The following is a 13,808-nucleotide window of genomic DNA, read 5'->3' on the forward strand; positions in this document are numbered from 1 at the left end:
GCGCATCATGATTAAGACAATCATCAAAAAAGGAAGCTATCAGGATTCCGTAGTATTGATGCTTCTGACCAATAAAATATCAGCTATGGAAGGTGTGAGTAAGGTTTCTATCATGATGGCGACACCTGCCAACAAAGATATTTTCAAGGCAAGCGGACTGGATACGCCGGAGCTCCTGGCAGCAGGCGCCAATGACATGGCAATCGTGGCTGATGTGGAAGAGGAAGCGCTGGCAGATCAGATTTTGGCTGAAACTGAGGAGTTTTTGAAAAACCAGGCTTCCAAAGGCGGCAGCAAGGAGGCGGACAGCTCTGTACATAACTGGGAGCAGGCAATAAACAAGCTTCCAGGAGCAAACCTTGCAGTCATCTCCATCCCGGGCGTGTATGCAGCGGCAGAAGCCGACAGAGCATTGGATGAGGGATTGAATGTGTTCATGTTTAGTGATAATGTAACGATAGAAGATGAGATGGCCTTGAAAAAGAAGGCACATGAAAAGGGACTTCTGGTGATGGGGCCAGACTGTGGGACTGGAATCATCCAGAGCGTACCAGTTGCATTTACCAACCATGTAGCTCCGGGGCGGATTGGCATCGTCGGTGCATCCGGCACCGGAATTCAGGAACTGACTACCATCATTGACCGTTTGGGTGAAGGGGTGACCAATGCCATCGGTACTGGCGGAAGGGACCTGTCTCAGGCAGTCGGTGGAATCACCATGCTGGATGCCATCAATGCGATGGAGGATGAGAAGAGCACAGAGGTCGTGATCGTCATCTCCAAGCCTCCTGCAAAGGAAGTCAGAGATGTAATTGTAGAACGTCTGCGCAATTATAAGAAACCGGTAGTCACGCTGTTCTTAGGAGAAAAGCCGGAGATTCATGAAGAGAATTTTTACCATGCCTATACACTGGATGAGGCAGCACGAATCGCAGTGAAGCTGGTCCGCGGTGAAAAGGTCATAAAGGATACCTTTGTCCCCGCAGTGGAAGGGGCATATAAAAAGGAAGAGATGAAGACGATTAAGGCATATTACTCCGGTGGAACGTTGGCGGGAGAGGCAGCCATGATGATTCGTGACACCCTTTCCATGGGTGTGGGGCTCGGCAAAAAGGAAGGTTTCATGTTGAATGTGGATGGGCATATTGTAGTGGACTTAGGAGACGATGTCTATACACAGGGGAAACCGCATCCGATGATTGATCCGGCAAAACGCTGCGAATGTATGAGAGATGCCGTGGATGATCCTTCCACTGCAGTGATTTTATTCGACATCGTACTTGGATATGGTTCCCACGAGGATATGGCGAAGGCACTGCTTCCCTGTATCCAGGAATTAAAGGAAAAGGCAGAGAAGGAAAAGCGCAGAGTGTATTTCGTGACAACGGTATGTGGAACGGGGAAAGACTATCAAGGATATGATTACCAGAAAAAGCTGATGGAAGATGCGGGAGTCCTTGTATGTGAGAGCAACAAGCAGGCAGTTCAGACCGCACTGGCTCTGATTGGCTGTGAGTATGAGGAAGCGGAAAAAGAGATTGTCCCACTGGGTCAGACGAAAGCAAAAGAATATGAGGTATCTGAGACTGTCAAAAGGCTGATTTCCGAGAAGCCGAGCATTATCAATATTGGACTGAAGAGCTTTAGTGAAGTGTTAAAAAAATTTGACTGTGAGGTCGTGCAGTTTGACTGGGCACCGCCAGCAGGGGGCAACATGGAACTGATTAAGGTATTGGGTTACTTGAGAAGCCAGTATACGGATCAAATCGCAGAGGCCAATGAGGCCGTAATCGCCAAAATCGTGGCAGCTTCTCCAGTTCTTCTGGATGTGGTTCCAGCTAAGAGCGTAATCAAAGAGTTCGAGGGCAGAAAGGTACTGCTCCATGCAGGACCGCCAATCAGATGGGAGAATATGACCAGCCCGATGCAGGGATCTTGTGTAGGCGCTGTCCTGTTTGAAAAATGGGCATCAAGCGAGGCGGAGGCAAGAGAAATGCTGGAGGCAGGAGAAATCACATTTATTCCGTGCCACCATGTCAATGCAGTAGGACCGATGGGCGGTATCACATCCGCAAATATGCCGGTATTTGTGGTAGAGAATATCACTGATGGCAACCGTGCTTACTGTACCATGAATGAAGGAATCGGCAAGGTACTTCGTTTCGGGGCATACTCCCAGGAAGTCGTAGACCGGCTGAACTGGATGAGGGATGTCTTAGGTCCGGTACTTGGAAAGGCAATCCGTACGTTTGAAGACGGAATCAGTCTCTCACCGCTGATCGCGAAGGCAATTGCAATGGGAGATGAGTTCCATCAGAGAAATATTGCAGCTTCCTTGGTGTTCTTAAAGGAACTGGCACCAGTAATCACAAGGCTTGAGATGGATGAAAAGGAACGTTATGACGTGATCAAGTTCCTATCTGATACGGACCAGTTCTTCCTGAACATTATGATGGCGACTGCAAAGGCTGTGATGGACGGTGCGCGTACCATTCAGGAGGGAACCGTAGTTACCGCAATGTGCAGAAATGGAGAAAATTTCGGTATCCGCATCAGCGGAATGGGTGACGAATGGTTTACCGCACCTGTCAATACCCCGCAGGGGCTGTATTTTACAGGCTATGATCAGGAGGACGCAAGCCCGGATATGGGAGACAGTGCGATCACAGAGACCTTTGGAGTCGGCGGAATGGCAATGATCGCAGCCCCGGCAGTTACACGTTTTGTTGGAGCAGGCGGATATGAGGACGCGTTGAATACAAGCAATGAGATGATGGAGATCGTATTGGACCGAAATCCGAACTTTGCGATCCCGACATGGAATTTCCAGGGCATCTGTCTTGGAATCGATGCAAGAAAAGTAGTGGAGAAAGGAATCACACCTGTGATCAATACGGGAATTGCGCACAAAGAGGCTGGAGTCGGACAGATTGGGGCAGGAACTGTGCATCCACCTGTAGAATGCTTTGAAAAGGCAGTTCTGGCTTATGCAAAGAAGCTTGGATATGAATAATAAAGTTCAGTTTTAAGAGGGAGGATCCCATATGGAAGTGAAAGCAAAGCAGGTTTCGTCAGAATTTCTGAATATGTCGAAGGAAGAGGATTATCCTGTACATAGCTGTTTTGAGCATGGATTTAATCTGGCGGCAGAGGGACGGCTTTGCTTTATTGGCAACAAGCACGATGAACTGCTTCCGTATGGGATTCTTCTCAAGAAAGAGGATGTAAAAAAGATCCGGGATGTGGTTTCACAGGGAGAGACATCGTTCTGTATGGATCAGGAGAGACAGCGGTTAGTATCATCTGGGTTGGTGATTGATTTTAGCGGTGCACAAGTATTTTCCAGTCGGTATCAGAAAGACCACCGGATGAGGCCACAGATGAGTTTGGATAGAATTTTTGGATTTATAAAAGACGAGAAAACCGGATTTGGGGACACCATAGGACAGATCGTATCAGGAAAATGCGGGAACATAGAGGTTATCAGAAACTGTTTTCGAAGCAGGGATAAAGAGGTAATCTGCCATATCCTGAAAAAGTGGGTGGGGTATGGACCAGGGCTGACGCCTTCGGGGGATGATTTCCTTCTGGGAATCCTGTTCGCGGACGAGATGTTTTCCTTCCTGGGAGACAGCTTTAAGGCAGAATTGGTGAAACTGGCAGATTCGAGGTATACGACGGATGTCAGCGTCAACCAGTACTTTTGTGCACTGCAGCATCTGTTTAGCAAATCGTTCCTTGAGTTTGCGAATGCGTGGAAGGAGAGGCAGGTAAATCAGATGGCAGAGAGCCTTAAGAGAATTCTTCTGTTCGGACACACCTCTGGTCGTGATATAGCAGCAGGGCTTTGGACAGGAATCCAGTATGCGGAGGATAAATGGAGGCAGCTATGAAAAAAATAAAATTATCGATGACAAAACAGATTATGATTGCTGTGGTGTTAGGAGCGGGAGCCGGACTTCTTTTCGGAGAGAAGATCAGGGAGATCAGGCTTCTGGGAGATATTTTCCTTCGGCTGATTCAGATGTCCGTAGTGGTGCTTATCATGGGAGCCGTGATCGAGGCAGTGGGGAATCTCAAGCCTCAGGAGTTAGGTAAGCTGGGGGCAGGAATTCTGTTCTGGTTCTCCATCAGTACGGTACTGGCGGCGGCAGTTGGAATTCTACTTGGCAAGCTGTTGACGCCCGGTGCGGGGCTTACGGTCAAAATCTCAGGAAGTGGGACAAAGGCAGCCGAAAGCAGTGTTTCCGAAATCATCCTGGAGTTCTTCCCTGAGAATATCATCTCCTCCATGGCAAAGGCGGAGATGATTCAGGTCATTGTATTCGCGATTCTGTTTGGAATCGCGTTGGGAATCGTACGTGAGAAGCAGGGGACTTCCAGCATTATGGGAATTGTAAAGGAATTTAACGCTGTGGTCCTGAAAATGATTCAGATCGTGATGAAGGCGGCTCCCCTTGGCATCGGTGCGCTGATGGCTTATACCACGGGGACAGCGGGGGCATCTATCTTACTGCCTCTGGCAAAGTTCCTGGGTGCGTTTGGGCTGGGAGCGCTGCTTCATCTGACCATGTGCATTGTGTTTACATCCGTTTACTGCAAGACAAATGTCCTGAAGCTGACAAGGAAACTTTCCAAGATGACATTGGTGGCGTTTACCACGACCTCCTCCGCAGTCTCTCTTCCGGTAAAGATGAAGGACAGCGAGGAGAAGCTGGGGGTCAGTAAAAGGATATCCGGCCTGGTGAATCCGCTGGGCATGACTTTGAACAGCAACGGGCTGTCTATGTTCCTGGCACTTGCCTGCCTGACCATCAGTCAAATTTATGGAATTCAACTGGATCTGCATATGCTGGTGAAGGTGGTGGCGCTTTCCTCACTGGCCTGTCTGGGAACGGTGGTTGTACCCGGCGGAGGAATCATGGCCTTGACCATTATCGTACCAGGGCTGGGACTTCCGATGGAAAGCATTGCACTGCTGTCTGGAATCGACTGGTTTTCCGGAATGTTCCGAACCGTTTTAAATGTAGATATCGATGCGCTTGCGGCTATGCTCATTGCGAAGAAGGCAGGGGAGTTGGACCGGGAGATATTAAACAGATAGAATACATAAGACTGCATAGAGAAGGTCGTTTACATGAGGCCGCATTAACAGAAGGGAATGATTTTTATGAAAAAGGAAAAGGTGATTATTGCCCTGGGCGGCAATGCACTTGGCTATAATTATGAGGAACAGACCAAGGCCGTGGAGAGGACGGCACATATCATAGCGGATCTGGTGGAGGAAGGGTTTCAGGTGGTCGTAACCCACGGGAACGGACCGCAGGTCGGCATGATTCATACGGCAATGTCGGATCTGGAGAGCAACTATCCAATGTATTCAACGGTCCCGATGCCATCCTGTGTGGGGATGAGCCAGGGGTATATCGGATATGAACTGCAGAGCTCCATACGGGCAGAATTGGGAAGAAGACATATCTGTAAAAATGTGACTTCTCTTGTGACCCAGGTAAAGGTAGACCCCGAGGATGAGGCATTTAAAAATCCGAGCAAGCCGATTGGAAGATTTCTTACTAAGGATGAGGCGATGCTGGAAGAGCGGAAGAATCAGAAGATTATGGAGGATGCCGGAAGAGGCTACCGTGTGGTAGTTGCCTCACCAAAGCCGGTGGAAATCGTGGAGCTGGGAACAATCCGTGCACTGCTGGATGCAGGGGAAGTCGTGATCGCTTGTGGCGGAGGAGGAATTCCAGTCATTGAGAACGACGGCAGGATCGAAGGCGCAAGCGCTGTCATTGACAAAGATTTTGCAAGTGCCTTGTTGGCAAAGGAGCTCGAGGCAGACTATCTGGTAATCCTGACAGCGGTAGAGAAGGTAGCAATTAATTTTGGTAAGAAGAATCAGAAATGGCTCTCGGAGATGACAATCGAGGAGGCACATGAGTATATCAGGCAGGGACAGTTCGCGCCAGGCTCCATGCTGCCGAAAGTAGAGGCAGCACTTCAGTTCGCGGCCTCTGGTCAGGGAAGGCACGCGCTCATTACACTTTTGAATAAAGCAAAAGACGGATTGCTTGGGAAGACAGGCACAGTCATACACGGATAATGTAAGCCATACTAATGATTGACTTTATTTCCCCGAATCTGTATGATGGACAAAAAGGGGGAATGTGTCATGACACTGAAAGAATTGCTTATGAAACCAGAATTTTCCAGACTGACATTGATTAATAGAGAAGGTGACCTGGAACGCACAGTTCTCACGGTCGAATCTACAGAAACCCCGGATGTGGCAGCATACCTTCCGGGGAATTCTCTGCTTCTTACCACGGGTATGGCTTTTAAGGACCGCCCGGAGGAATTCTTAAAGTTTATTCAGAGCCTTAATGATATATCTTGCATTGGTCTTGCCATAAAGCTGGGGCGTTTCCTAGACGAGCTGGCACCCGAGGTGATTGCTCTTGCCGATAAGCTTAAGTTCCCCCTGCTTCGGATTCCTCTGGAGTGCACGCTGGGAGAAGTGTATCATGGTATGCTGTCCCATATTTGGAACAACGAAAATGATAATCTCTTAAACGCCCTGAATATTCAGAAGAAGTTTTCCACCCTGCTTCTGTCAGGGGCACCCATGAAGAATATGCTGAACAATCTTGGGATGCTTCTGGACAAGCCGGTGGTGATTTTAGATTTGTTCGGAGAAATCTACGAGTATGGATATAAATGCGGCCCGGAGGACCGGAAGCTTTCCAGAGAGACCTTTGCCCGGATGGAGGAAGTGTTTTCCGGGCAGCCGGATGAGCCTTACTATATGGATGAACAGTGCCGCACGGATAAGATCTGCATTTTCCCAATCCGCGGCATCAGCTGTAATACATACTATTTATGTGTTCTGCATACGGAGAAAGTCCCAGCAGAGTTGTCCTCCCTGATGATTGAAGAAGTCCTGCTGATCTTTGGAATCTATTTCTATAAGAACTTGTATTTGATTTGTAATAAGGCGCGGTTTAAAGAAGAATTTCTCCAGATTCTTTTAAATAGATTTGAGAAGGAGACCTGGACCAGGCGTCAGATGCTTACCCTGGGCGAACGATATGGTTTTCGAGCAGGCAGCTATTATCGTGTAATCGTGGCGCAGATTCCAGTGACGGATCAGAAAAATTTCCAAATCGGAGATTTTACGAAAAGAGAGGAGAGGTATCTTCTAATTTTTCAATGGATTGAGGAAAAACTTCGCAAAAAGTACGGGAATAAAATTATGTTCCTTCCTGAAACAGACAGATGGCGGTATGTCATGATTATGCAGGAAGAATTAAAGGATATCGAAAAAGTGTTAAAAGACATCTACCAAAGGATTGAAAAGGGATTCGGGATTCTGCTTCGGTTCTCATTTGGCAATAGCACCGAGCGCCCGGAGGAAATCAGCCGCTCCTATATGGAAGCGCTTGAGATATTTCAGGGCGGCTCGGAAGAGAAAACAGAGGGATATATTTCCTATTATCGTCCCAAGAACATCATGGAACTTCTTAAATCTGTATCTGGCAACCAGATTCAGGAGTTGTGCCTCTATACACTAAAAGAACTGGCATATCCCAAGGATGAGATGACCGAGGAACTCAAGAAGACATTGAGCACCTATTTGGACTGTCGGTGCAGTGTAAGTAAAACCGCTGAGATGATGTTCCTTCATAGGAATACCATTAAGTACAGAATCAAAAAGTGCGAAGAGATTTTAAACATCGATTTTGAAAATCCGAACGACTGCTTTTCCCTCCAGGTGGGATTGATGCTGTCGGATTACCGCAAAGGGGTCTGACCCTTTACCCCTTCATATTCGGTATATTCTGAAATTAAGAGTAGAAGAGAGGGGGACCTTCACTGAATTATAATTGTTGAACCTGGAATAGATATCTATAAGGATGATTAGAGATATGAAAGATTTTGCAAAAGCAATTTTATTTGGAATTACAGGAGCCTTCTTTTTTGCATTTAACTTTATTCTGATAAGAAGCATGAATTTAGAAGGCGGTTACTATTTATGGACAGCAGTTCTGAGATATTTATTTACCTTACCCTTGATGGCTCTGCTGTTGATAAAGGGCAATGGATTTCGAAAGGTATTTCAGAGTATTTCAAAGAAACCCGTGAAGTGGTTTGTGTGGAGCACGGTTGGATTTGGACTCTTCTATGCCCCGCTTTCCGCTGCTGCGATTTACGGGGAAAGTTGGTTTACTGCGGCGGTCTGGCAGTTCACAATTGTGGCGGGAGTTCTTCTGACACCATTGTTCGGAAAAAGGATTCCTGTGAAAAATTTACTTTGTTCCTGCGTGATCGTAGCGGGAATTCTCGTCATGCAGGTATCTAAGATACGAATGGGAGTGCAGGCAGACTGGCCGATGCTCATTCTCACCATGGGAATCGCCGCCTTTTCCTACCCTTTGGGAAACCGGAAGATGATGCAGGTGACAGAAGGGGATGGCTTGACCACGGTGCAGCGTGTATTTGGAATGACACTGTGTTCCATGCCGTTCTGGGGAATCTGTGCGGTGTGGTCTTATAGACAGGCGGGGCTGCCGACAGCTTCCCAATGTTTCCAGTCTTTTCTTATTGCTTTGCTGGCGGGAGTTGTGGCTACAGTTCTATTCTTTGCCGCCACAGATTTGATGCGGCATGATCCGAAAAAGCTGGCGGTCGTAGAAGCTACCCAGTCGGGAGAAGTTATATTTACCGTGGTGATGGGCGTGTTGATCTTGAAGGATGGTATGCCGGATGGAATGGCATTAGCAGGTATCGGGATTATTGTGGTTGGAATGGTATTAAATAGTATGATGGCATAACGTTAAATGGGGTCAGACCCTTTTGTTATCCGTGTTCAGATTATTCTGAAAACGGAGCGCAAAAGGTTCTGACCCCTCTGCTTTATGTATAAGTTTCCCAACTCGGTCAATCCTATTTATGAGGTGAACATATATGGTGAATAAATCGATTTGGAGTTTGTCAACGTCTACCGAACGAAGGGAGACGTTGAAGGGAACGATTACGACAGATACTGCTATTATCGGCGGAGGGCTTGCAGGTGTTCTGACAGCCCATTTCCTGGAGCAGGCGGGAAGAAACTGTGTGATTCTGGAAGCCGCCCGCATTGGGAGCGGTCAGACGAAAAATACAACTGCAAAGGTGACCTCCCAACATGGGCTGATTTATGGAAAGCTGATTGAGAGCGTAGGGAAAGAGAAGGCAGGACAATATGCGGCGGCGAATCAGGAGGCTATTCGCAGATATAAAATCTTGGTGGACAAATACCAGATAGATTGTGACTGGAAGGACTGTCCTGCTTATTTATACACTGCCAGACATACGAGAAAAATCAGAGAGGAGTATGAAGCGGTAAAAAGGCTGGGGATTCCGGCTGAGTTGACAGAAAAGACAGAACTTCCGTGTCCCGTGAAGCTGGCTTTGAAGTTCAAGGACCAGGGCAGATTCCATCCATTAAAGTTTTTATATAAAATGGCTGCAGGACTGCAAATTTACGAGAACACAAAAGTGAAGGATGTAAAAGAAAATGTGGTAATCACGGATCAGGGGGAGGTACATGCAAAGCAGATTATTTTTGCCTGCCATTATCCCTTCTTAAATGTTCCGGGATATTATTTTATGCGGATGCATCAGGAACGCAGCTATGTCGTGTCAGTAAAACATGCGGATATGATGGAAGGCATGTATTACGGTATCGATTCGGATGCATTATCTTACCGAAGCGCAGGAGAGGTATTACTGGTCGGGGGCGGAGGGCACCGTACCGGAAAAGCACCGACGGGAGATCCATATGAATATCTGGCGCACATGGCGGAATCCTATTGGCCGGATTGTGTAGAGACCGCGAGATGGTCCGCACAGGACTGCATGACACTGGATCATATTCCTTACATTGGGCAATTCAGCCATTCCCGTCCGAATTGGTATGTAGCAACTGGATTTGGAAAATGGGGAATGACCAGTTCCATGGTGTCTGCCATGATTTTAACGGACTTGATCTGTAAAAGGGAAAATCCTTATGCAGAGGTTTTTTCACCGCTTCGATATAATGTACAGGCATCTGCTGGGAATTTTATCAAAGATAGCGGACATGCTGCTGCAGGACTTTTGAAACGCGCCGTGTGGATTCCCCAGGAAAAACTGGAACAGGTCCATGCAGGTGAGGGCGCAGTGGTGGAGCATGAAGGGCACAAATACGGGGTCTATAAATCTGAGACGGGCGAGACTTACGCGGTATCGGCGCACTGTCCGCATTTGGGATGTCAATTGGAATGGAATGCACATGAGAAAAGCTGGGACTGTCCCTGCCATGGTTCGCGCTTCGACTATCGGGGGCGTCATCTGGATGAACCGGCGCAGGAAGACATTTTATGCCGCAAGAAGGAGGGCAAGTAGATGCAGCAGCAATATTTTCATGGAATTGGAAAAAAGTATCCTTATTTTGAAGGCTGGTATTTAAAACATCAGAATGAGGGGAAAACGATTGCCTTCATTCCTGCGGTACATGCAGACCAAAAAGGCAGTTGGTCCGCTTCCATTCAAGTTGTGACAGATGAGGGGGCATGGTATTTCACATATCCGATCGAACTGTGCAGGATCAACAGAAGACAATTCTGCGTGAAGATTGGCGAAAATGTTTTTTCGGAAAAGGGAATGAAAGTTCAGATAGAAAGTGCGGAAATATCAGTACAAGGCCGCATCCGGTACACGAAGTTCCACAAGATCAAGGGCGACATCATGGGATTTTTCCGATGGATTCCTTTTCTGCAGTGTCATCATGGAATCATCAGTATGTCACATGATCTAAGTGGGAGTCTTAAAGTCAGCGGTAAAAATATCCGAGAGGAAAACATTAATTTTACGGGCGGACGGGGATATATAGAGACGGATTGGGGAAGTTCTTTTCCGGATACTTATATCTGGAGCCAGTGCGTCTTTGGGATAGAGGAAAAAAATAGTATTATGGTATCTGCGGCGGATGTACCCGTACTGGGCCTGCACCTGCCTGGCTGTATCTGTGCAATTCATTATAAAGGCCGGGAGTTTCGGTTGGGAACTTATTATGGAGCCAGGATAAAAGAATACGGACCAGGGACCGTGACGATAACACAGGGAATCATGATGGTAAAGGTGACAAGACAAAGCAATCACAGCTTTCAACTGCATGCTCCGCAGGAAGGGAACATGAAACGTTTGATAAAGGAAAGCCCTGCATGTCTTGTGAGGTATCAATTCTGGATGGGGAGAGTCAATGTGTTCGATGTGATATCTGACCGGGGATCTTATGAGGAAGAGTTGGGGATGTAAAGTTCTTGGGAAAAATATAGGAAACAGATATTTCATGACTGACTATAAAACGGTGTGGTAAGTTTTGCCATACCGTTTTTTAGTAGAAAACTTCTTTGAAATTTTCTATATCATAAAAAGAAACGAATTTGATTGACAAATATATAATTTATGATATTATTTAATTATATTAATTAACAACGTTAAATATAGAAAGGAGAAGGTTATGAAAAAGTTTTCTGTGGTGTTTGCTTTAGTTTTATCGGTATCGTTGTTAACAGGCTGTAACAAAAGTAACGATTCGAGTTCTTCGGACGGAGAAAAGACCCTGACGGTCTGGTACTGGGGGGAACAGGAGGCTCCTGGGTACAAGGCTTATATGGAAGAGATGGTCAAACGTTATGAAGAGAAGAATAAGGATGTCAAAGTGGAAGCTGTGCTTCAGGAAAGTGATAATCTTTACTCTGCATTCCGCACAGCAGAGGCAGCCGGAGAAGGCCCGGACATTCAGTACATGTGGGGTGGGACGCAGGCAATGGAAGATGTATGGAAAGGGAATGTTGCTCCCTTGAGTGACTATATTTCCGAGGAAGAGCTGTCTGTCATTCCGAAGGCATCTCTTGCAGAAACGAACTGGAACGGGAAACAGTGGGGAATTCCGGCATATGGATTTACATATGGAATTGCGTATGACAAGACTGCGATGGAAAAGGCAGGAGTAGATCCAGAAAATCCATTTACGACTTGGGATGAATTCATGGATTGCTGTAAGAAATTGAAAGATGCAGGAATCACACCTCTGGGGATGGGATTGAAGGATGGATATCTTCCAGCGTGGATCGGGATCTTTCTAGGACAGCAGAATCTGGATAGTGTAAATGACATGATTAATTTAATGAGCGGAGAAGAGGATTTTACAGATCAAAAGTATTCAGAGTGGCTGGATAAAATCGTGGAATTAAAGGATGCAGGTTATATCAATGATGATATTTTATCCTTGGATCTCTATCAAGGGCAACAGCTCATAGAGAGTGGAAAGGCTGCAATGACATTACATACACAGGCATATGCCGTATCTTTGGAGAAATCAATGGGAGCAGACAAGATAGGATTTGCAAAGGCACCTGTATATGGAACCGGAAAACTGGCAGCTTCTGTTGCAACGCCGAGCCAGGTGTATGTCATTCCAAAAAGTGCTGTCCACAAAGAAGAGGCGGCGGATTTCCTGCTATTCCTTCAAGAGGAGGATAACATTAAGTGTTTGTATGAGATGGCAAATGTTATGATGCCAAATCTTAATTTTAAAGAAGAATGGGTAACCAGTGAGATTGATAAAAATGTACTTCAATGGCAGAAAGAAGATACCAATTTCTGTTATCAATTATACTTTGCGCCAATGTTCGAGTCAGATGGACTGATTCCTACGGTTCAAAAAATGTTCTCAGAGGACCTGCCGGCTGCAAAAGCTGCGAAGGAATTGGGAGATGCACTGGATAAATGTATTGAGCAGAATCCAGAAGTGCATGAAGCTTTCTTGGACTGGAGCGTAGAAGAATAGTGATTCTGGATATCAGGGGAATGATTAGCTCATTCCCTTGATATTAAAAGGAATGGATAAATATGAAAAAAAGAAAAGTAAAAAATATCAGTCCATATGTATATATTCTGCCTACATTTATTATTTTACTGCTTGTGATCGTAGTACCTATTATATATGTAATCGTTCAGAGCTTTTATACAACAATAGCGGATGAGAATGTCTTCGTCGGTCTTAGAAATTATAAATTGGCTGTGAAAGATGAATTGTTGTGGATTGCCATAAAGAATAACCTGAAGTTATTTTTATGTGTTCCGATTCTTACGGTGATCTCCCTTGCAATCGCTTCTGTATTATATAATAAAATCAGAGGCTGGAGGTTTTATCGTAGTGTTATTTTTATTCCATATATATTGGCAATCCCTGTAGTTGGAATCGTGTTTTCATATTTGCTGCAATATAACGGGGTTTTTAATTCCATATTAAGAGCAGCAGGACTGGAAAACATGGCACTGGATTGGTTAGGAGACCCGAAGCTTGCGTTCCCCAGTGTGGCTGTAGTAATTATCTGGAAGCAGATTGGTTTTGGCGTTGTTTTATTTTTGGCTAGGATGATGTCTATTGACCGATCCTTATATGAGTCGGCCGATGTGGATGGCGCTACCTGGTTTCAGAAGTTCATGCATATTACGATTCCACAGACAAAAACAATCATAGAATTTTATGTCATTATTACGTTGATTGAAATGCTCAGCTGGGTGTTCAATTTCATTTACGTCATGACTGCAGGCGGGCCTGGGAACAAGACACTTGTATTAGAATATCTGATTTATAAAAAGTCATTTGGAGGCGGTGATTTCAACATTGCAATGGCAATTAGTGTCATATTGCTGATTCTGGCAAGTATTTTGATTGCAGTGCATCAAGTTGTGATGAGAAAAGAGGATTGATG

Annotated in this window: 10 protein-coding genes; all 10 read left to right on the forward strand. The window is 45.9% G+C overall.

Annotated features, from left to right (window positions below):
* The first annotated feature begins 7 nt into the window (after positions 1-7).
* The 10 genes from fdrA (at position 8) to HGO97_RS21250 (ending at position 13,806) form a co-directional block, all read left to right on the forward strand.
* Positions 8-3,013: a bifunctional FdrA/YlbE family protein gene (fdrA, locus tag HGO97_RS21205; protein WP_216245011.1), complete on the forward strand. Its 3,006-nt coding sequence runs from the start codon at positions 8-10 to the stop codon at positions 3,011-3,013.
* Positions 3,014-3,044: 31 nt separating this feature from the next.
* Positions 3,045-3,893, forward strand: a complete 849-nt coding sequence (locus HGO97_RS21210; RefSeq protein ID WP_216245014.1) for a DUF2877 domain-containing protein — start codon at positions 3,045-3,047, stop codon at positions 3,891-3,893.
* A complete protein-coding gene (locus tag HGO97_RS21215; protein WP_216245016.1) occupies positions 3,890-5,104 on the forward strand; it encodes a dicarboxylate/amino acid:cation symporter in 1,215 nt (404 codons plus the stop codon). The genes HGO97_RS21210 and HGO97_RS21215 overlap by 4 nt, the downstream gene beginning before the upstream one ends.
* 66 nt (positions 5,105-5,170) lie before the next feature.
* Positions 5,171-6,106 (forward strand): carbamate kinase, encoded by a 936-nt coding sequence (arcC, locus tag HGO97_RS21220; protein ID WP_216245018.1) that lies wholly within the window; start codon positions 5,171-5,173, stop codon positions 6,104-6,106.
* Between the two features lie 69 nt (positions 6,107-6,175).
* Complete coding sequence (locus HGO97_RS21225) at positions 6,176-7,813, forward strand: PucR family transcriptional regulator (protein ID WP_216245020.1); 1,638 nt, start codon at positions 6,176-6,178, stop codon at positions 7,811-7,813.
* Between the two features lie 115 nt (positions 7,814-7,928).
* The gene (locus HGO97_RS21230; RefSeq protein WP_216245022.1) at positions 7,929-8,834 is read left to right on the forward strand and encodes a DMT family transporter; all 906 of its coding nucleotides are present in this window, start codon (positions 7,929-7,931) and stop codon (positions 8,832-8,834) included.
* 133 nt (positions 8,835-8,967) lie between these two features.
* Entirely contained in the window at positions 8,968-10,428 is a 1,461-nt protein-coding gene (locus HGO97_RS21235) for an FAD-dependent oxidoreductase (RefSeq protein ID WP_216245024.1), read from the forward strand.
* A complete protein-coding gene (locus HGO97_RS21240; RefSeq protein ID WP_216245026.1) occupies positions 10,429-11,340 on the forward strand; it encodes a tocopherol cyclase family protein in 912 nt (303 codons plus the stop codon). It abuts the gene before it with no gap.
* 205 nt (positions 11,341-11,545) lie between these two features.
* Positions 11,546-12,877 (forward strand): ABC transporter substrate-binding protein, encoded by a 1,332-nt coding sequence (locus HGO97_RS21245; protein WP_216245028.1) that lies wholly within the window; start codon positions 11,546-11,548, stop codon positions 12,875-12,877.
* A gap of 62 nt (positions 12,878-12,939) precedes the next feature.
* A complete protein-coding gene (locus tag HGO97_RS21250) occupies positions 12,940-13,806 on the forward strand; it encodes a carbohydrate ABC transporter permease (RefSeq protein WP_216245029.1) in 867 nt (288 codons plus the stop codon).
* Positions 13,807-13,808: the final 2 nt, after the last annotated feature.

It is taken from the genome of Faecalicatena faecalis, assembly GCF_012524165.2.
Lineage (GTDB): Bacteria > Bacillota > Clostridia > Lachnospirales > Lachnospiraceae > Faecalicatena_A > Faecalicatena_A faecalis.

What these genes read in the sequence shown, in the direction of transcription:
- HGO97_RS21215 (WP_216245016.1), top strand. Translation starts at nt 3,890, where the DNA reads ATGAAAAAAATAAAATTATCGATGACAAAACAGATTATGATTGCTGTG.
- arcC (WP_216245018.1), top strand. Translation starts at nt 5,171, where the DNA reads ATGAAAAAGGAAAAGGTGATTATTGCCCTGGGCGGCAATGCACTTGGC.
- HGO97_RS21230 (WP_216245022.1), top strand. Translation starts at nt 7,929, where the DNA reads ATGAAAGATTTTGCAAAAGCAATTTTATTTGGAATTACAGGAGCCTTC.
- HGO97_RS21245 (WP_216245028.1), top strand. Translation starts at nt 11,546, where the DNA reads ATGAAAAAGTTTTCTGTGGTGTTTGCTTTAGTTTTATCGGTATCGTTG.
- HGO97_RS21250 (WP_216245029.1), top strand. Translation starts at nt 12,940, where the DNA reads ATGAAAAAAAGAAAAGTAAAAAATATCAGTCCATATGTATATATTCTG.
- HGO97_RS21240 (WP_216245026.1), top strand. Translation starts at nt 10,429, where the DNA reads ATGCAGCAGCAATATTTTCATGGAATTGGAAAAAAGTATCCTTATTTT.
- fdrA (WP_216245011.1), top strand. Translation starts at nt 8, where the DNA reads ATGATTAAGACAATCATCAAAAAAGGAAGCTATCAGGATTCCGTAGTA.
- HGO97_RS21210 (WP_216245014.1), top strand. Translation starts at nt 3,045, where the DNA reads ATGGAAGTGAAAGCAAAGCAGGTTTCGTCAGAATTTCTGAATATGTCG.
- HGO97_RS21225 (WP_216245020.1), top strand. Translation starts at nt 6,176, where the DNA reads ATGACACTGAAAGAATTGCTTATGAAACCAGAATTTTCCAGACTGACA.
- HGO97_RS21235 (WP_216245024.1), top strand. Translation starts at nt 8,968, where the DNA reads ATGGTGAATAAATCGATTTGGAGTTTGTCAACGTCTACCGAACGAAGG.